At 74.0% G+C, this 18,276-nt stretch carries 15 protein-coding genes and 1 tRNA gene; 4 read left to right on the forward strand and 12 right to left on the reverse strand.

Features of this window, described 5'->3' with window-relative positions; genetic code table 11:
* Window positions 1-7: 7 nt before the first annotated feature.
* Entirely contained in the window at window positions 8-1,000 is a 993-nt protein-coding gene (locus tag IE177_RS13105; protein ID WP_308431552.1) for a translation initiation factor 2, read from the reverse strand.
* Between the two features lie 155 nt (window positions 1,001-1,155).
* Between IE177_RS13105 and IE177_RS13110 the strand changes: the two genes are divergently transcribed.
* On the forward strand, window positions 1,156-5,559 hold the full coding sequence (locus tag IE177_RS13110) for a hypothetical protein (protein WP_190015440.1): 4,404 nt from the start codon (window positions 1,156-1,158) through the stop codon (window positions 5,557-5,559).
* Window positions 5,559-6,929 (forward strand): alpha/beta hydrolase, encoded by a 1,371-nt coding sequence (locus IE177_RS13115; protein ID WP_190015441.1) that lies wholly within the window; start codon window positions 5,559-5,561, stop codon window positions 6,927-6,929. Before IE177_RS13110 ends, IE177_RS13115 begins: the two co-directional genes overlap by 1 nt.
* 71 nt (window positions 6,930-7,000) lie before the next feature.
* On the opposite strand, the gene IE177_RS13120 is transcribed toward IE177_RS13115, so the two are convergent.
* Window positions 7,001-7,077, reverse strand: a tRNA-Pro gene (locus tag IE177_RS13120).
* A 126-nt stretch (window positions 7,078-7,203) separates the two neighbouring features.
* Between IE177_RS13120 and IE177_RS13125 the strand changes: the two genes are divergently transcribed.
* Together IE177_RS13125 and IE177_RS13130 are read left to right on the forward strand one after the other, a co-directional pair.
* Window positions 7,204-7,911 (forward strand): thiamine pyrophosphate-binding protein, encoded by a 708-nt coding sequence (locus IE177_RS13125; RefSeq protein ID WP_190015442.1) that lies wholly within the window; start codon window positions 7,204-7,206, stop codon window positions 7,909-7,911.
* Window positions 7,912-7,943: 32 nt separating this feature from the next.
* Window positions 7,944-8,858, forward strand: a complete 915-nt coding sequence (locus tag IE177_RS13130; protein WP_190015443.1) for a transketolase family protein — start codon at window positions 7,944-7,946, stop codon at window positions 8,856-8,858.
* A gap of 7 nt (window positions 8,859-8,865) precedes the next feature.
* Here IE177_RS13130 and IE177_RS13135 read toward each other — a convergent pair whose 3' ends face one another.
* The 10 genes from IE177_RS13135 to IE177_RS13180 all read right to left on the reverse strand — a co-directional run bounded on the left by IE177_RS13135 (window position 8,866) and on the right by IE177_RS13180 (window position 18,247).
* Window positions 8,866-10,164, reverse strand: a complete 1,299-nt coding sequence (locus tag IE177_RS13135) for an MFS transporter (protein ID WP_190015444.1) — start codon at window positions 10,162-10,164, stop codon at window positions 8,866-8,868.
* Between the two features lie 79 nt (window positions 10,165-10,243).
* Entirely contained in the window at window positions 10,244-10,600 is a 357-nt protein-coding gene (locus IE177_RS13140; protein WP_190015445.1) for an MmcQ/YjbR family DNA-binding protein, read from the reverse strand.
* A gap of 74 nt (window positions 10,601-10,674) precedes the next feature.
* Entirely contained in the window at window positions 10,675-11,577 is a 903-nt protein-coding gene (locus tag IE177_RS13145; RefSeq protein ID WP_190015446.1) for a LysR family transcriptional regulator, read from the reverse strand.
* A 31-nt stretch (window positions 11,578-11,608) separates the two neighbouring features.
* Entirely contained in the window at window positions 11,609-12,802 is a 1,194-nt protein-coding gene (locus IE177_RS13150; RefSeq protein WP_190015447.1) for a glycine C-acetyltransferase, read from the reverse strand.
* 35 nt (window positions 12,803-12,837) lie between these two features.
* Window positions 12,838-13,866 carry an L-threonine 3-dehydrogenase gene (tdh, locus tag IE177_RS13155; RefSeq protein WP_190015448.1) on the reverse strand — a complete coding sequence of 343 codons (1,029 nt, stop codon included), beginning with the start codon at window positions 13,864-13,866 and terminating at the stop codon, window positions 12,838-12,840.
* Between the two features lie 172 nt (window positions 13,867-14,038).
* Entirely contained in the window at window positions 14,039-14,614 is a 576-nt protein-coding gene (locus IE177_RS13160; protein WP_190015449.1) for a GAF domain-containing protein, read from the reverse strand.
* A 68-nt stretch (window positions 14,615-14,682) separates the two neighbouring features.
* The gene (locus IE177_RS13165) at window positions 14,683-15,282 is read right to left on the reverse strand and encodes a GTP-binding protein (RefSeq protein ID WP_190015450.1); all 600 of its coding nucleotides are present in this window, start codon (window positions 15,280-15,282) and stop codon (window positions 14,683-14,685) included.
* A complete protein-coding gene (locus IE177_RS13170; RefSeq protein ID WP_190015491.1) occupies window positions 15,260-15,631 on the reverse strand; it encodes a DUF742 domain-containing protein in 372 nt (123 codons plus the stop codon). Before IE177_RS13170 ends, IE177_RS13165 begins: the two co-directional genes overlap by 23 nt.
* A gap of 2 nt (window positions 15,632-15,633) precedes the next feature.
* Complete coding sequence (locus IE177_RS13175; RefSeq protein WP_190015451.1) at window positions 15,634-16,068, reverse strand: roadblock/LC7 domain-containing protein; 435 nt, start codon at window positions 16,066-16,068, stop codon at window positions 15,634-15,636.
* 79 nt (window positions 16,069-16,147) lie between these two features.
* Window positions 16,148-18,247 carry an ATP-binding protein gene (locus IE177_RS13180; protein ID WP_190015452.1) on the reverse strand — a complete coding sequence of 700 codons (2,100 nt, stop codon included), beginning with the start codon at window positions 18,245-18,247 and terminating at the stop codon, window positions 16,148-16,150.
* Window positions 18,248-18,276 lie beyond the last annotated feature (29 nt).

Below are 18,276 nucleotides of genomic sequence, written 5' to 3' on the forward strand. Positions count from 1 at the left end.
GGCGGGCTCAGGCGGTCCGCCGCGAGCCGAGCCGGTCCATGGCCCGCCGCTCCGCGGCCTCGACGTCGAGCAGGCCAGAGGGACTGCCGCCGCGCGCCAGGACGGCCTCGCGCACCAGAGCCGTGTAGAACAGGGCCGGAGCGCAGGGCGTCCAGGACCGGCCCTCCTCCAGCACGAAGTCCAGGACGCTGTCCGGGTCGCAGGGCACGAACCGGAACTCGTCGTGCTCCCACTTGTCCTCGACGCCGCGGCTGCGCCGCCTCGTCAGGTCGCCGGCCGTCAGCCCGGGGAGCACCGCCCGGTAGAAGGCCGCCCACTGGTGGTTGCGGAGATCGAGGGCGAAGGAGAGCAGTTCCAGTTCGACCTCGTCGCCGTCCTGCACGGCCAGTTCCTCCCGCAGGGCCCGGCGGGCCACGGCGTGCAGGCTGATCGGAGAGCCGTCCTCGGGGACGTCGTGGATGGCGGCCAGCCCCTCGTTGACCGAGGAGTTCCAGCGCTCGGTGTTGTGCCCCGCCACCATGGCGCTGCGGCGGGCGAACACCATCTGCCGGTCGGGTCCCGTCCGCACCGCGACGTTGACGCCGAAGCTGCAGGAGAGGAACGCGGGCACGGTCACCGGATCGGTGTTCTCCAGGTACTGCGTGCGCAGCGTGGCCGGCTCGCCCTCGCGCAAGGGGGTGTCGAGATTGACCGAGGTGGCGAGGAAGTCGAAGTAGTCCGCGTCGCACAGGCTCAGCTGCACCACCGGTGCCTCGGTCTCGTCGGTGCGGGAGACCACGATGCTCTCCACGGCGAACCGGGGGTTGTTCCACCGGTAGGGCTCCCCCGCCGCCTGTTTGCGCTCCTCCTCCGCCTGGATCGCCTGCCGCCAGCGCTGCACCTCGAGCGGCAGGGACACCCGCCGCAGTCCGGGCTCGTAGATGATCCTGACGTTCTCCTCGTCGATGGGGCGGGTGCCGTCACCCTCGAAGACGTAACAGTCCGTGAGGAGATGCCCCACGGAGAACCCCTCCCACTGTGACACCGAACCCCCTTGGTGTGAAGCCGAGTTGCGCGAACCGCACGGTGCGTCGCATGGTGAGACGCCAGGTTGCCACACTTCGCTCTGTCACGTGCGCACGACTGAGTTGCGCTCTCGGGGGAGGACGGGTCCGTATGGTCGATGTCCCGCACGACGGAGTCGTGGCCACCGTGGTCGTGGACCGCTACCAGGGCGACGTCCACCGTCGCCGGGACCGGTCGTACCTGCGCCGCAGCGCCGACGACTTCACCGCGCAGGCGCACCGGCTGGGCTTCGACGCGCCACCCCTTCGGGTGATCAGCGCACAGGACGGCGGCGCGGAACCGCCCCTGGGACGCGAGCGCGTCCGGGAGCTGGTGACGAGGCTGCGCGAGCAGCCGGCGGGGCGCAAGATCCTCTACTGGACCGGACACGGGGAGAAGATCGGGGACTCCTTCTACCTCGCCTGCCAGGACGCCTACGCCGACGGCCGCTTCGACCCCGGCCGGGCGGTCCGCGCGGCCGAACTCGTGTCCTGGCTGGCCGAGGACGCCACGGACACCCTGCTCGTCCTCGACGCCTGCTTCAGCGGATCGGCCCTGGACGACGTGAACGCGGAGGTCAGGGCGGCCAGAGGGCGGGCAGGGGACGCGCGGGGCGGCGACGCCGGATTCGCCGTGATCGCCACGGCCGAGGCCACCGAGGAGGCGACCGAGGGACGATGGGTGGGCTGCCTGCGCCAGGTGCTGGACACGCCGGACGCCCAGACCCGCGCCGTCCCCCTCTTCCACCGGGAGAACCCGGTCGTCGCCTTCTCCCATCTCATGCTGGCCGTGCGGTCCCTGACGCCGGACCAGGTGCCGCAGTGGTACGAGGTGCGCGCGCTGCGCCCGGACTTCCTGCTCAACCCCTACTGCTCCGAACGGGTGCGGCCCGCCCTGCGCTCCCCCGACGACGAGTCGTGGATCGGCGAGGAACTCGGCGACGCCATGCCGGTCTTCTCCCACGCCCAGGAGAGCTGGCAGCTGCGCGACTTCGCCTCCCGCGACCGGGTCCTCGGGGAACTGGTCACCTGGATGGCGACCCGGAGCACCGGACTGTTCGTCCTGTCCGGCGCCTCCGGAGCCGGCAAGTCGACGCTCCTGGCCTATCTGGCCCACCTGACGACGCGCAGGTTCTCCGCGTCGCTGCCCGCCGGCCGGCGGCCCCGGATCCAGCCCGAGCTGTACTCCGTGCACGCCGCGCTGCACTGCCGGGGCAAGACCCTGGCGGCGCTGTGCGAGGAGCTCGGTGAGCGGCTGCGCGCCCTGGGGCTCGACCGGACCGGCCTCGTCCACGGCGCGCCCCACACGTACGTCGAGCGGATCGCCTCCCTCGCCCGGCACAAGGGCGTCCTGACCCTGCTGTTCGACGGCCTGGACGAGGCGGCCGCGGGGCACGCCTTCGGCATCGCCCGCGGGCTGATCAACCCGCTCGCGGGAACACCGCTCGTGAAGGTGGTGGTGGCCACCCGTGCCAACGCCCGCAGGAACCTGCCCGGCGCGTTACCCGCCGAGACCCTGCTGGAGGCCCTGCACTGCGAGGACCCGGTCGAGCTGGACCGGCTGCCCGAGACCGAGGGCGACATCGCGCACCACGTCGAGCACCTGCTGGGCCGGCACAACTCCCCGTACCGGCTCGCCGAGGCGGAGGAGACACGGCGTACCGTCGCCCGTCACATCGCCGCACGCAGCAACGGACTCTTCCTGGTCGCCACGCTCTGGGCGCGCCGTCTGGCACGGCTGAGCACGCTGCCCGGTCCCGAGCGGCTGGACGACGAGCTGCGCCACGGAACCGCCGCCCTGGACTCCCTGCTCGGCGACGAACTGGACCGGCTGGACCCGGCCGAGCCCGCGCGGATCCGGGACCTGCTGCGCCCCCTGGCGCTCGCCCAGGGCAACGGGCTGCCGCAGCCCCGCGTATGGCTGACCATGGCCAACGCGGTGCGCTCCGCCGGCACCAGGGAGTACACCGAGGACGACCTCGCGACCGTGATCGCCGCGGCGACGGGTGTGGCCATCGCCCGGGACGAGGAGTTCGGCGCGGGGGTCCACCGGCTGCACCATCCGAGCTTCGGCGCCCACCTCCTCGGCGACGAGGCCGGACAGCGGCGGCTGCACCGGCGGACGGTCCTGGCGCTGCGGCCCCCGCGCAGCGAGGACTGGGCGCGGGCCGAGCCGTACGTGGCGCACTACATCGCCGCGCACGCCGCGCTCGCCGGCGACACCACGCTCGACGACCTGACCGACGACTGCCACTTCGCCGTGCACGCCTCCCCGGACATCCTCGAACCGCTGGTCGCCACCCGGCTCGCGGTCGCGCCCCGGCCGGCGCTGTACGTCCAGGTCGCGGACCACTTCCGCACGCACCCGGGCCGCACGGCGCGCTGGGCCGTACTGCGCGCGACCGCGCTCGCGATGTTCCCCGCCGAGGTCCTGCGGGACATCCCGCGTCCGCCGGAGGTCTTCTGGCAGGACGTGTGGAGCAGCGCGGAACGGCTTCCGCTGCGACGGAGCTGGCCGGCCCCGCTCGGCGGGGCGTTCGCGGTGCACTGGGAGAGCCGGGGCGACGGACTCATCCACGCGGCGGGCGTGGGAGAGATCCGGTCGTGGACGTCCGACGGCCAGGAGGTGCGGGGCCGTGACACCGGCCCGGCGGACTGGGCCTCGGCCGGCCGGCAGCGGGGGCTGGCGGTGGCGGAGGGCGACGGCGGCCGGGTGATCGCGACGCACGACGGGCTGGCGCTGCGGTTGTGGCGGGGTGAGGAGCGGCACCCCTTCGAGGAGCTCTACTGGGGAGGGTCGCCCGACGCCGTCGCCGCCACCTGCTGGAACGGCCAGGTGCACCTGGCGGCCGTGGAGGGCGGGCGGCTGTGGCTGTGGAGGTGGGACGGGAGGGGACCGTACAGCCGCGAGCTGATGCGCTCGCGAGTGCTGCCCGGCGCCGTGTCGTCCGTGGCGTTCCTGCCGCTGGACGGTGTCGTGGTCGTGGTCGCGGGCGGGCCGGGCGGCGTGACGCTGTGGGCCGTGCCCCGCCGCGGCACCGTCCCGGCGGAGCCCCTGCACGGCTTGACGCCGCTGCTGGGCACCGGTCAGCCCGTGCGGGCGGTGTCCGCGCTCGCCCCGCGGGACGGCCGGGGTGCGGTCCTCGCGGCCCTGGACAGCCGTTCGCTGTCCGTCTGGCACATGCCCGACCCGGTGTTCGACAGCGGTCGCGAACTCGTCCTGCGCACGGACAGCGGGGGCCAGGCGGTGAGCCTGGGCGAGGGCCCGCACGGTCTGCTGGTGGCGGTGCGCGAGGGCGCCGAGGTGCGGGTCTGGTCCGGTTCGGGCGCCGAGCACGTGCCCCTGCCCTGCGCCAGCCACCACAGATCGCTGGTGTACGACCCGTCGGGGACCGGACGTCTGGCCGTGGCCGACGAGACGCGCGTCCGGGTGTGGGAACCGCACACCGCGCACGAGCCGGGCGCGCCCGCGACGCGGCGGAGGCGGCGCGGGGACCCGCGGGCCAACCCGCAGACGGAGGTCGCCACCGGACCGGCCGGCGAGTTCCTGCTCTGCCGGTCCGAGGACACCGACGTCCTGGTGAGCCTGCACACGCCGGCCGGGCCCCGGCTCGTCGGGCCGGTGCTGTCCCACCCCGATCCGGTGACCGCCCTCGCCGCGGTGCCGCTCGGGGAACGATGGGTGGTGGCGGCCGTCGGCCGCAGGACCGCGCTGGTGTGGACGCTCGGACCCGGCCTGGACACCCTGGCCACGGACGTGCTCGAACTCGCGGGCGCACGGGACGTGCCCGTCCCCTCGATCGCCCTGTACGCGCCGCACCCACGGCGCCTCGCACTGTTCTGGCCCTCCGGGCAGGGCGCCGCCTGCTGGGAACGGGCCGCGCGGCCCGGGGCCGGATGGAGCCGCGGGACCACGCGGCCCATGGGCGCCTCCGGCAGCGTGCAGCGCCTCGCCGTGGCCGGGACGCCGCGGGGCCCGTCCTGGCTCGTGGCGTGGGGCGGGAACGTCGTACGCGTGTGGGACCTGGACGACTCCGCCGCCGAGCCCTTCACCATGGACTGCGTCAAGGTCCGCGCGGTCGCCGCCGGAGTCCTGCGGACGGGCCGGCGGACGGTGCCGCTCGTCGCCGTCGCGGCCGGCGGCCAGGTGGAGGTGGCCGAGTGCGTCGGCTGGTTCGGGATGCCGGACCTGCTTCCGCCCCCGCCCGGCGGCCCTCTCGACGGCCTCGCGCTGACGGGCCCGGCCCACCGGCCGGTCCTGGTCGGCTGGCGCACCACCTCGGGCCGCCTGCACCTGTGGGACGTCGTCGCCGGCCGGGCGCTGCCGGACGTCGAGCCGCGCGGCTACGAGGTGTCGCAGGTGGCGTCCGTCACCGGTGACGCCGGGGTCTGCCTCATGGTGCGCGGCGGGCCCCAGGTGGGTCTGCGCTGCGACCAGTTGCTGCTGACCCGGGAGAGCCTGGCCGGTCTCGGCCCCAGGGCCGCTTCCCCTTCACCGATCGAGGAGCACCAGTAGTGAGAGACGACCTTGTCGTCGTCGTGCCGGGCATCATGGGCACGGCGCTGACCTGGGAAGGCGTGGATGTCTGGAACCTGAGCCCGCAGGCCGCCGCCGGCCTGGTGCGGCCCGGGCGGCTGCTGGAGCGCCTGCGGCTGCAGAAGGGGATCGGGGACGCGGACCCCGAGCCGCGGCACAGCCTGTCGCTCGGCCCGCTGGTCGAACGCCCGCGGGTGCTGCCGGGTCTGGTGGCGCACCTCGGCTACGCCGGCCTGGCGCGCCGGCTGGGGATCGCTCCCGAACGGCTGGCCGTGTTCCGCTACGACTGGCGGCTCGACAACCGCAACTCGGCACGCAGGCTGCGGCGGTTCGTCGAGCGGCGCCTGGACGAGTGGCGGTCCACGGCGGACCGCGAGCGGTTCCCGCGGGCCGGGGACGCGAAGGCCGTCTTCGTCTGCCGCTCCATGGGCGGCCTGGTCGTGCGGTACTACGTGGAGGAACTGGGGGGCCGTGAGGTGACCCGTGCCGTCGCCTCCCTCGGCACGCCGTACCTGGGCAGCGTGCGGGCACTGCGGTTCCTGCTAGGCGAGGGGCTGGGGCCGCTGCCGGGGGCCTGGCGGGACGCGCTCGCCGACATCTGCTCGACGTACCCGTCCCTCGGGCAGCTGCTGCCGGTGTACAAGGCGGTCCTGGTGGACGAGGAGCACGGGGCCGTCTCCCATCTCAGCGCGGTCCCGCCGGTCGACGGTCTGCCGACCGCCACCGTCATGGACGCCTTCCGGTTCCACCGGGAGATGCGGAAGGCCCGGATCAGGAACGACGCGGAGGGCGCCGCCCCCTACGAGCTCGTCCCGCTGGGCGGTGCCACGCACCCCACCGCGCACGGCGTGTCCTTCGACACCGCGGGACCCCCGCGCTTCCACGACGAGCTGCCCGGCGGCGGGGGCCCGTGGCTGGGGGACGGCACCGTCCCCCAGCTCTCGGCCACTCCGCCCGAGCACACCACCACGGCCTCCACCATGTGGGTCCCGTTCCGGCACGCTTCCCTGATCGACGCCGAGCCCGTGCGGTACCAGCTGCGGAACGTCTGCGACGGCGTGGAGCGCACGCGGTTCCTGTCCCCGGACCACGAGATCGGCATCGAACTCCCGGACGTCGCCGTGGCCGGTGAGCCGATCGAGGTGTGGGCCACCCGTGCGGACAGCGCCATGGATCTGCGGGTGCGGCGCCTGACGGAGGACGGCGGCTGCGTGTCCGTCGACCCGATGCTGCCCTGCGGCGACGGACGCTTTCGCGCGGAGGTGCGCGCCGAGCCGGGCGTGTGGACCCTGGAGGTCTCCTCGCCCACGACCGGCTACGCGTGCCGGGACGCCGTACTGGTGATGTGACCGGCGCTCGGGGCGTAACGGGAAAGAGGCTGTTCCACCCCTGTGGAACAGCCTCCGACCTGCCGTGAAGCTGGTCGGGACGACAGGATTTGAACCTGCGACCCCTTGACCCCCAGTCAAGTGCGCTACCAAGCTGCGCCACGTCCCGGTGCGGTCTGACCTGGGGGTTTCCCCGGTCGAAACGCGCAGGGAAACAATACCGCACTCCGATCGGTGGTCGCGCGCCACTTCCGGGCTTGACCTCAAGCTTGGTTGAGGTCGCACGATCGGCGGCATGACGATCACAGCGGCCGAGAACCGCGCCTACGACTACGACGACCTGCCCGCGCTGATGGCCCGGATGACCGGCGACGAGAAGCACGGCCCGGCCGCCACCTCCACGCTCGACGTGCTGTGGGTGCTCTACGACCGGGTCCTCCGCGTCACACCGCGGGGGCGGGACGATCCGGGGCGGGACCGCTTCCTGCTGAGCAAGGGGCACGGGCCCATGGCGTACTACGCCGTGCTGGCCGCGAAGGGCTTCCTGCCCGTCGACTGGCTGCCCGGGTTCGGGTCGTACGACTCCCCGCTCGGCCATCACCCGGACCGGGTGCTGGTGCCGGGGGCCGAGATCGGCAGCGGATCCCTCGGACACGGCCTGCCGATCGCCGTGGGCACCGCGCTGGGCCTGCGCGCGCGGGGTCTGCACGACCCGGCGGTGTGGGTGCTGACCGGGGACGCAGAGCTGGACGAGGGCAGCAACCACGAGGCGATCGCCTTCGCCGGGCCGGCGGGTCTGGAGCGGCTGCACACCGTGGTGATCGACAACTCCTCCGCCCGTCACGCGCTGCCCGGCGGGATCGCCGCCCGCTTCCAGGCGGCCGGCTGGTCCGCGTCGACCGTCGACGGGCGCGACCACGAGGCCCTGTACGCGGCGTTCACGGCACCCCACCCGGGGCGGCCGCACGTCGTCGTGGCCCGTGTCGAACCGAAGAACGCCTGAACTCCCCCGCGCACGAAGGAAGGCACACCCCCATGGACACCATGCGTGACCGTTTCGCCCCCGTGGTCTCCCGGATGCTCGACGAGGACGACCGGATCGCGGTCGTCCTCGCCGAGATCGGCGCGGACGGCTTCCGCGAGGCAGGACGCCGGCATCCCGACCGGGTGATCAACGTCGGCATCCGCGAGCAGCTCCTGGTCGGAGCCGCGGCGGGGCTGGCCCTCACCGGGCTGCGGCCGGTCGTGCACACCTTCGCGAGCTTCCTCGTGGAGCGGCCCTTCGAACAGGTAAAGCTGGACCTCGGACACCAGGACGTCGGGGCGGTGCTCGTGAGCGCGGCCGCGTCCTTCGACTGGCCGTCCGGCGGCCACACCCACATGGCGCCGGGCGACGTGGCCCTCCTCGACACGCTGGACGGCTGGACCGTGCACGTGCCCGGGCATCCCGACGAGGCCGAGACGCTGCTGCACCACGCGGTCACCGGTGACGACAAGGTCTACGTACGGCTCTCCGTACAGTCGAACCGGCAGGGGCGGGTGATCGACGGCAAGCGCTTCCTGACCGTCCGCGAGGGCCTCCGCGGTGTGGTCGTCGCCGTCGGCCCGATGCTGGACGCCGTCCTCGCGGCCACGGAGGGGCTGGACGTGACCGTCCTGTACGCGACGACCGTACGGCCCTTCGACACGGCGGGACTGCGCCGGGCGACGCGGGCCGCGGGCACCGACGTCGTGCTGGTCGAGCCGTACCTGGCCGGGACGTCGGCGGGCGAGGTGAACCGGGCGCTGTCCGACATTCCGCACCGGGTGCTGGGGCTCGGCGTGGCCCGCCGTGAGCTGCGCCGGTACGGCACCGTCGAGGAGCACGTGGCCGCGCACGGCCTCGAGGCGCGCGGCCTGCGCGAGCGGATCGGCCGCTTCGTGGACACCGGCCGCCCGGTCACCGTCTGACGATGCGTCAGACCACCTCGGCGGAGGGCGCGTCGGTGCGGACGAGGGCGCGTACCGCCGGGATCGCGAGCAGGGCCGCGGCCACCACCACGCTCGTCACGGCGGACGCCAGCAGGACGTGGCCGGCTCCGAGGACGCCGGCCGCAGGGCCGGCGAGGGCCTGGCCGACCGGCATCATCGCGAGGGAACCCGCCACGTCGTAGGCGTGGATGCGGTTGAGGACGTCGGCCGGGACCTGGGTCTGCACGCTGGTCGCCCACATCACGCCCCAGAACGACAGCCCGGCGCCGGCCACGGCCGCGCCGGCCGCCATGGCCGGTACGCCGAGGCCCGCGCCGACGGCCCCGGGGAAGCAGAAGAAGGTGAACAGGGCGATCGCGCCCGCCCGGAGCATCCTGCGGGGGCGCAGCCTGAGGGCGAGCAGGCCGCCGACGACGGTGCCCGCGCCGAGGGCCGAGTTGACCAGGCCGTAGGCCCGGGGGCCGTGGTGACGGACGACCTCGGTGGCCACCAGCGGGACCGTCGGGCCCCACACGGCGATCATGTACACGCACCAGATGGCGATCACACCCCACAGCCAGTTCCGCGCCCGGAACTCCCGCCAGCCCTCGACGAGATCGGACCGGAAGGCGCGCACGCCGGGTCCCGCGGCGCGCGCGGCGGCCCCGGGCAGCGGGGGCAGCCGGAGCAGCAGCAGGCACACGGCGCTGACCGCGTAGGTGGCGGCGTCCACGGCGAGCACCGAGCCGGGTGAGGCGAAGGCGACCAGCAGACCGGCGACGGCCGGCCCCACCAGCTGCGCGGCGGACTCGGCGATCCGTACCGCGCCGTTGGCGCCCTGGACGTCGCGGGCGAGGCGGGGCACGGTGCTGGCCACGCCCGGCTGGAAGACCGCCGCGGCCGCACCGCTGACCACGCCCAGGACGCAGACCTGCCCCAGGTCCACCCGGCCGGTGAAGAAGAGGACGGCGACCAGCGCCTGGGTCACGAGCCGGACCAGGTCGGCGCCGATCATCAGCCGCCGGGTGCCGAACCGGTCGGCGACGACCCCGCCGAAGACGACCAGTCCCGCGAACGCACCGGCCTTGGCGGCCATGGCGAGGCCGACCGCGCCCGCACCGTACCCGTGCTGCAGCAGGCCGGCGGCGAGCGCCACCGGCGCCATGGTGTCGCCGAGACGGGCGACGGCACGGGACACGAAGAACAGCGCGAAGTCCCGCGACCAGACGTCGGGGGCCGCGGCTGCGGCGCCGGGGCCGCGCCGGGCCCGGGGGATGGCGTACCGCCGTGCCCTCGTACCGGTCATCCGCCGTACTCCCCTCCCCGTGCGCAGCCCGCCGCCGCGCGGGATCATGCCACGTCCCGCCCGCGCGCATCAGGGGTTATCAGTCCGTGGGCAGCCCCAACTCGGGGTGGGCGTCCAGGAGTCGTGGCGGGGCCGCCTGGCGCCAGGAGTCGGCGAGGATGTCCCGCAGCTCGTCCTCGTCCTCCAGCGCGGCGAGTCGCACGCGCACCCAGGCGAACTGCGCCTCGTGCCCGGCGATCCAGAACTTCTCCGGTTCGGCCAGCGCCAGTTCGTCGCGCTCCTCCTTGGGGCAGCGCACCGCGATGGACGTCTCGTCCTCGGGCAGGGTCGCGAACATCTTCCCGGCGACCCGGAAGGTGGGCATGCTCCAGGCGGTCTTCTCCGTGGTGTCCGGCAGGGACAGGGCGACTCGGCGTACGTCTTCTGCGTCCGGCATGCCTCGCACCGTAGCCCCCGCCACTGACAGCCGGTCCGCCCGGGCGGGGCACCGCGGGGCGGGGTGCGGCGGGGTCACGCCTGCGCCGCCTCGCCCAGCGCCTGGAGCACCGGGCGGATCAGCGGGTGCTGCTCGGCTCCCCGGCGTACGGCGGCGAACACGCGGCGGGTGGGGGCCACGCCGTCGACCGGTCGTACGACGACGCCCGTGAGGTCCATGCCGCGCAGCGCGGAGCGCGGTACGAGGGCCACGCCGGCGTCGGCCGAGGCGAGGGCGACCACGGCGCGGAAGTCGTCGGAGGAGTGCTCCAGCCGGGGCTGGAAGCCCGCGCTCTCGCAGGCGAGGACGACCACGTCGTGGCAGGGGTTGCCGGGGTACGGGCCGATCCACGGGTCCTTGGCCAGCTCGGCGAGGGGGACCTCGGCGCCGTCCGCGAGGCGGTGGCCGACCGGTACGACGGCGTCGAACGGCTCGGCGTAGAGGGGGACGTGGGTGAGGCGGGGGTCGTCGGCGGACGGCGCGCCCCGGTACTCGACGGCGACCGCCACGTCGACCTGCCGGTCCAGCACCATCGGCAGGCTGGCGTCGCCCTCGGCGTCCTGGACCCGGATCCGTATGCCGGGCGCCCGGGACGCGAGGCGGGCCACGGCCGGGGCCACGACCTGGGCGATGCCGGTCGCGAAGGCCGCCACGGTGACCGTGCCCGCCTCGCCCGAGCCGTAGGCGGCCAGCTCGGCCTCGGCCCGCTCCAGCTGGGCGAGGACCGCGTTGGTGTGGCCCAGCAGGATCTCGCCGGCCGGGGTGAGCCGTACGCCCTTGGCGCCGCGCTCGACCAGGCGGTGGCCGGTCTCCTGCTCCAGGGCCGTCAGCTGCTGGGAGACGGCCGAAGGGGTGAGGTAGAGCGCGGCGGCCGCCGCGGTGACCGTGCGGTGGTCGGCCACCGCACGGAGGATGTGGAGCCGCCGCGCTTCGATCATGCCCTCCATTATCCCAGGGCGTACGCCCTGGTCAGGCCCCCAGTTCGGCGCGCGCCGCGATGAACGCGTCGACCGCGCGGTTGACGTCGTCCGTGGAGTGCGCGGCGGACAGCTGGACGCGGATGCGGGCCTGGCCCTGCGGGACGACCGGGTAGGAGAAACCGATCACGTAGACCCCGCGCTCCAGCAGCAGTTCGGCCATGCGGCCCGCCTTGGCCGCGTCACCGATCATGACGGGCGCGATGGCGTGGTCGCCGGGGAGGATGTCGAAACCCTCCTCGGTCATCCGGCCGCGGAAGAGCGCCGTGTTCTCCGCGAGCCGGACGCGCAGGTCGTCGGCCGATTCCAGGAGGTCCAGCACCTCGAGGGAGGCGGCGGCGATCACCGGGGCGAGGGTGTTGGAGAACAGGTAGGGGCGCGAGCGCTGGCGCAGCAGGGCGACGATCTCGGCGCGGGCGGCGACGTAGCCGCCGGAGGCGCCGCCGAGGGCCTTGCCGAGGGTGCCGGTGATGATGTCGACGCGGTCCATGACGCCGTGGAGTTCGGGGGTGCCGCGGCCGGTCGGGCCGACGAAGCCGACGGCGTGCGAGTCGTCGACCATGACCATGGCGTCGTAGCGGTCGGCGAGGTCGCAGATCTCGCCCAGGGGCGCGACGTAGCCGTCCATGGAGAAGACGCCGTCGGTGACGATCAGCCGGCGCCGGGCGTCGGACGCCTCCTTGAGCTTGGTCTCCAGGTCCGCGAGGTCGCGGTTGGCGTAGCGGAAGCGGCGGGCCTTGGACAGGCGGATGCCGTCGATGATCGAGGCGTGGTTGAGGGCGTCGGAGATGACGGCGTCCTCCTCGCCGAGCAGGGTCTCGAAGACCCCGCCGTTGGCGTCGAAGCAGGAGGAGTACAGGATCGTGTCCTCCTGGCCGAGGAACGCCGAGAGCCTGCTCTCCAGCTCCTTGTGCACCTCCTGGGTGCCGCAGATGAAGCGGACGGAGGCCATGCCGTAGCCCCAGCGGTCCAGGGCCTGGTGGGCGGCGGCGACGACCGCGGGGTGGTCGGCGAGGCCGAGGTAGTTGTTGGCGCAGAAGTTGAGTACCTCGCCGGGGCGGCCGCCGGCGGTGACGCCGACGGTCGCGGACTGCGGGGTGCCGATCACCCGCTCGGGCTTGTGCAGGCCGGCGGCGCGGATCTCGTCGAGGGTGGCGCGCAGGTCGTCACGTACTGAGTCGAACACGGAGGGCTCCTGAAGGTGCTTGCGGAAGGGGGGGGCTATTCGGTCCAGTCGAGGATGACCTTGCCGCCGGTGCCGCTGGCGGCGTCGGCGAAGGCGGCCTCGAAGTCGCGGTAGCCGTAGCGGCCGGTGATGACCGGGGCCAGGTCGAGGCCGCCCTCCAGCAGCACCGACATCGCGTACCAGGTCTCGAACATCTCGCGGCCGTAGATGCCCTTGACGGTGATCATCGAGGTGACGATCCGCGCCCAGTCGACGGGGAACTCCTGCGCCGGCAGGCCGAGCATCGCGATCCGGCCGCCGTGCGTCATGTTGGCGATCATGTCGCGCATGGCCTCGGGGCGGCCCGACATCTCCAGGCCGATGTCGAAGCCCTCGCGCAGGCCCAGCTCGCGCTGCCCGTCGGCGATCGTGGACTCGGCGACGTTCAGGGCAAGGCTCACGCCGATCTTGCGGGCCAGCGCCAGGCGCTCCTCGCTGACGTCGGTGATGACGACGTTGCGGGCGCCGGCGTGCCGGGCCACCGCGGCGGCCATGAGGCCGATCGGTCCGGCGCCGGTGATCAGGACGTCCTCGCCGACCAGCGGGAACGACAACGCGGTGTGCACGGCGTTGCCGAACGGGTCGAAGATCGCGGCCACGTCGAGGTCGACGGGGACGCGGTGCACCCAGACGTTGGACGCGGGCAGCGCCACGTATTCGGCGAAGGCCCCGTCGCGGCCGACGCCCAGACCGACGGTGGCCCGGCACAGGTGGCGCCGTCCGGCCAGGCAGTTGCGGCACTTGCCGCAGACCAGGTGCCCCTCACCGCTCACCCGGTCGCCGATGCGGATGTCGCTCACGTCCCGCCCGGTCTCGACGACCTGTCCGACGAACTCGTGCCCGACCACGAGCGGAGTGCGGATCGCCTGCTGCGCCCAGCCGTCCCAGGCCCGGATGTGCAGGTCGGTGCCGCAGATACCGGTCCGCATGACCTTGATCAGCACATCACCGGGGCCGATGGCGGGCTCCGGGACGTCCGTCAGCCAGAGTCCGGGCTCCGCCTTCTCCTTGACCAGCGCCTTCAACGCTACGGCTCCTGTGGGTGAGGCCCGGCCGCGGGCATGCCGAAGGAGCCCGCACCGGGTCAGAGGGGTGGAATCACCCCGCAATCTGCCGTACGCGCGGCACCGTGGTCCATCGATCTTTTCTTAACCGCCGCCTCAGCTTTCCTTCACGCCTCGCGCGATGCCGGGCGTGTCACAGGGGCAGACCGTCCTGCGCGCTCCGTTCGAGGCGTACGACGAGGTCGGCGGCGAGCGCCTTGATGTGCTCCAGGCCGGCTCTGCCCCACACGCGGGGGGCGATGTCGGCCGTGCACACGGTGCCGAGCGCCATGCCGGAGCTGTCGATCAGCGGGGCGCCGAGGTAGCTGCGGATGCCGTACTCGTCGACGACCGGGTTGCCGGCGAACCGCGGGTAGTCGCGGACGTCCTCCAGGACCAGCGCCTTGCGGCGGACCACGACGTGGGGGCAGAAACCGTGGTCACGCGGCAGGACCCGGCCGAACTCGGCCCTGCTGCCGTCCTCGCGGACGACCGGGGCGACGGCGGGGGCGCTCAGGCCCGCGAAGAACTGGTGGTCCTCTCCGATGAAGTTGACCATGGCGTACGGCGCCCCGGTGACCTGGACCAGGTGCTCGGCGAACGCGTCGAGCGCGGGATCGGGCCGGTCCGCGAGGCCGAGGAGGCGCAGCCGGCGGACGCGCGCGGGGGCCTCCCGGTCCTCGGGGATGAGCAGCAGCCCCCGGACCGGCCGGGGCGGCAGGTAGGTCATGGCCTGGCTCCGTCGCTGTGGGCGTTCCTCATAGGGGGCTCCGTGGGCGGTTGGGCGGTGGGGCGGAATCACATGTGGGCGCCACGGCTGGGCGCGGGCTCGGGAATGTGGGTGAGGAGATGGCGTACGAGGGTGAGCAGGGTCTGGACGCCGGAGCTGGAGATGCGGGCGTCGCAGCGGACGACGGGGATCGCCGGGTCGAGGTCGAGGGCGGCGCGCACCTCCTCGGGGTCGTAGCGGTGGCCGCCGTCGAACTCGTTGACGGCGATGACGAAGGCGAGGCCGCGTTCCTCGAAGAAGTCGACGGCGGGGAAGCACTCCTGGAGGCGGCGGGTGTCGGCGAGGACGACCGCGCCGAGCGCACCCGCGGACAGTTCGTCCCACATGAACCAGAACCGCTCCTGCCCGGGCGTGCCGAACAGGTACAGCACGTGGTCCGCGTCGAGGGTGATGCGCCCGAAGTCCATGGCGACCGTCGTCTCGACCTTGTTCTCGATGCCGTCGAGGTTGTCCGTCGCGGCGCCGACCGTGGTGAGCAGCTCCTCCGTGCTGAGCGGGGCGATCTCGCTGACCGCTCCGACGAAGGTGGTCTTGCCGACCCCGAACCCGCCCGCCACCAGGATCTTGAGGGCGGTGGGGAACGGGTCAGAGCTGTCGTCGTAGTCCATCGAGCACTGCCTCCAGCAGGGACCGGTCGGTGGGAGTGTGGTGGAACGCGGGCGGCTTGGTGGTGAGCGCGCCGCAGTCGACGAGGTCCGAGAGCAGGACCTTGGTGACCACGGCGGGCAGCTTCAGCTGGGCGGCCACCTCGGCGACCGGGACGGGCGCGCGGCACACGTCGAGTGCCTGTGCGTGTTCGGGACCGAGGTCGCCGAGGGGGACCACGCCGGTGGCCCGCACCTGTGACATCAGGTCCAGGGCGATGCTCGGCTCGGTGCGGCCGTTGCTGACCGTGAACGGGCGGACCAGCCGTCCGGCCGCGTCGTCCAGCCAGGGCCCGTCGCCGGCCGTGGCCACCGTCAAGGCCTCGTCGCCGTGGGCTCGGCGGCGTGCTGCCGGGGTGCGGTCACCAGGTAGGGACGGACGCTCTTGACCAGCATCGCCATCTCGTAACCGAGGACGGCGGCGTCGGCCTCGCGGCCGGCCATGACCGCGAGACAGGTGCCGGAGCCGGCCGTGGTGACGAACAGCAGGGTCGAGTCGAGTTCGACGACTACCTGCCGGACGTCCCCGCCGTCGCCGAACCGTACGCCCGCGCTGCGGCCGAGCGAGTAGAGCCCGGAGGCCAGGGCCGCCATGTGGTCGGCGCTGTCGGGGTCGAGGCCGTGCACGGACTTGACCAGTCCGTCGCAGGACAGGAGCACCGCGCTGGTGGTGTGCGGTACGCGCTGCACGAGGCCGCTCAGCAGCCAGTCGAGGTCGGAGGCGTGGGCGGTCGGCGCATCGCTCGCCATGGTGGATCGACTCCTTGGGGGTACGAAGGTCCGCGGACGCGCTGGGCGCGACGTGGATGGGGGGACGGGGGGTGGGCGGTCAGCCGACCGGGGTGCTCCCGTCGGCCTGGCCGGCGCCCCGCATGCCGTCGGGGGCGGGCGCGTGAGCGGGGGCTCGGGTCATGGGGAGGGGGGATGTGTGGTCCGGCGCCAGGTGGCTGGAGGCCATGGCCTCGGGAGCCATGGGTTCCAGCCCCGTGTTGCGCCGACCCAGCTGGTCCGGGCCGTCGTGGTCGTGGCCCGCGTGCTCGAGTCGTGCCCGAGTGGGCTCGGCGGGCCCCGCTGCGGGGGGCTGCACGTGCCCACCCGCCATGTGTGCGGCATCCATGTGGGCGGCGGGCGTCGAGTAGGTGTGCTGCTGGGTCTCGGCGAGTCCGATGCCGCGCTGGAAGGCGGCCATCAGCCCCGGATCGTGGCCCACGACCGTGTCGTCGTCCTGGCGGGGTGCGGGGCCGCCGCGCAGCTGCGGCACGATGTGCTCCTGGGCACGGCGGCGGGGCAGCTGGGGTTTGCCCATCGTGCCGCGCACGGCACCGCCCCGCGGGGTGGGCAGGACGCCCGCGTGCGACTCCACCACCGGCCGGTCCTCGGCACTGACGCCGGGCACGGCGTCGGCGGGTGTCGGCCGGGCCTCCCGGGTGCCTCGTACGGGGAGCGGGGCCGGGACGCCTCCGTCCGGAGCGGCCCCGCTACCGGTGGCGTCCCGGCCCCCGGCCGCGCTCTCCGCCGCCCGCCGTCCCGGCCCGCGGTGGGCGTGCCGCCGGCGCAGGGTGGCGGCGGCCGGCTCAGCCGCTCCTCCGGTCCGGGTGCCGCCGCCCGTGCCGGCGCCCGGACCGGTGCCCGCGCCCTCGGCCACCGGGGCCGGAACGGGCGCCGGCAGGGCTGCCCGCCTCCGCCGCGGCGACCCGGGGTCCGAGCCGTCCCCCGCGTCCCGCGGCTGCGGCGCGACGGTCCCGGCAGATGACCCGGGCATGCCGGGTGCCGTGCCCAGCAGCGCCTGCGGGACGACGAGTACGGCCTGCACACCGCCGTAGATGTTGCTCTGCAGCCGCACGGTGATGCCGTGGCGGCGGGCGAGCTGGGAGACGACGTAGAGGCCGATGCGGCCGTCGGCCAGGAGGCTGGCGACGTTGACCTGGTCGGGGTCGGCGAGCAGGGCGTTCATCCGGTGCTGCTCGGCGACGGGCATGCCGAGTCCGCGGTCCTCGACCTCCACGGCGAGCCCGGAGGTGACGAGGTTGGCGCGGAGCAGCACCTGGGTCTGCGGCGCGGAGAACACCGTGGCGTTCTCAATGAGTTCGGCGAGCAGGTGGATGACGTCGGCGACGGCGTGGCCGCGCAGTTCGCCGTCGATCGGCGGTACCAGTTTCACCCGGGAGTACTGCTCGACCTCGGCGATGGCGGAGCGCAGCACCTCGGTCATGTTCACCGGGTTGCTCCACTGGCGCCGGGAGACGGCGCCGCCGAGCACGGCGAGGTTCTCGGCGTGCCGCCGGATGCGGGTGGCCAGGTGGTCCACGTGGAACAGGCCTTTGAGCAGGTCCGGGTCCTCGATCTCGTTCTCGAGCTCGTCGAGGATCGAGATCTCGCGGTGCACCAGGGACTGGAGCCGGCGCGCGAGGTTGACGAAGACCTCCAGCTTCTGTTCGCTGCCCGTCCGGCTGGAGAGCTGGGCGGCGCGCACGACGGCGGTGACGGCGCCGTCGTGCGCGCGGACCAGGTCCGCGGCGAGGAGGTCGAAGTCGTCGGCGTCATGCGGCGGCCGGCCGCGCGGGGCGGGCTGCGGCGGGGTCTCCCCCTGGCGCAGCGCGTCGACCAGGGCGTGCAGGTCGGCCTCGCCGCGCGCGGCGGTGCGGCGCAGCGCCTCCACCCGGTCGGACACCGCGCGGGCGGCGCGGTCGGCGGCCACAGCGGCGATCAGGATGCCGGCGACGGCCACGGTGACCGCTCCGGCGAGCACGGCCCACAGGGTGGGGCCGGTGCGGGCGCCGGTGGAGCGGACGCTGACGAGTACGGCGGCCGTGGCGCTGAGCGCTACGGCCAGGGGTGGCAGCACCGCGAGCCGCATGAGCTGGGGCCGTATGTGCGTCTCGGTCAGTGCGGGAGCGGTTCGGGCGGCCGGTGCTCGGAGGTGAGACATCTGCGTCCTCGTACTGGTCCGTCGGCTGT

Source organism: Streptomyces lucensis JCM 4490 (genome assembly GCF_014650035.1).
Taxonomy (GTDB): Bacteria; Actinomycetota; Actinomycetes; order Streptomycetales; family Streptomycetaceae; genus Streptomyces; species Streptomyces lucensis.

Bases quoted from the DNA above. Each gene is read 5' to 3' on its own strand.
- IE177_RS13110 (WP_190015440.1), top strand. From the start codon at position 1,156: ATGGTCGATGTCCCGCACGACGGAGTCGTGGCCACCGTGGTCGTGGAC.
- IE177_RS13125 (WP_190015442.1), top strand. From the start codon at position 7,204: ATGACGATCACAGCGGCCGAGAACCGCGCCTACGACTACGACGACCTG.
- IE177_RS13130 (WP_190015443.1), top strand. From the start codon at position 7,944: ATGGACACCATGCGTGACCGTTTCGCCCCCGTGGTCTCCCGGATGCTC.
- IE177_RS13135 (WP_190015444.1), bottom strand. From the start codon at position 10,164: ATGACCGGTACGAGGGCACGGCGGTACGCCATCCCCCGGGCCCGGCGC.
- IE177_RS13140 (WP_190015445.1), bottom strand. From the start codon at position 10,600: ATGCCGGACGCAGAAGACGTACGCCGAGTCGCCCTGTCCCTGCCGGAC.
- IE177_RS13145 (WP_190015446.1), bottom strand. From the start codon at position 11,577: ATGATCGAAGCGCGGCGGCTCCACATCCTCCGTGCGGTGGCCGACCAC.
- IE177_RS13160 (WP_190015449.1), bottom strand. From the start codon at position 14,614: ATGACCTACCTGCCGCCCCGGCCGGTCCGGGGGCTGCTGCTCATCCCC.
- IE177_RS13165 (WP_190015450.1), bottom strand. From the start codon at position 15,282: ATGGACTACGACGACAGCTCTGACCCGTTCCCCACCGCCCTCAAGATC.
- IE177_RS13175 (WP_190015451.1), bottom strand. From the start codon at position 16,068: ATGGCGAGCGATGCGCCGACCGCCCACGCCTCCGACCTCGACTGGCTG.
- IE177_RS13180 (WP_190015452.1), bottom strand. From the start codon at position 18,247: ATGTCTCACCTCCGAGCACCGGCCGCCCGAACCGCTCCCGCACTGACC.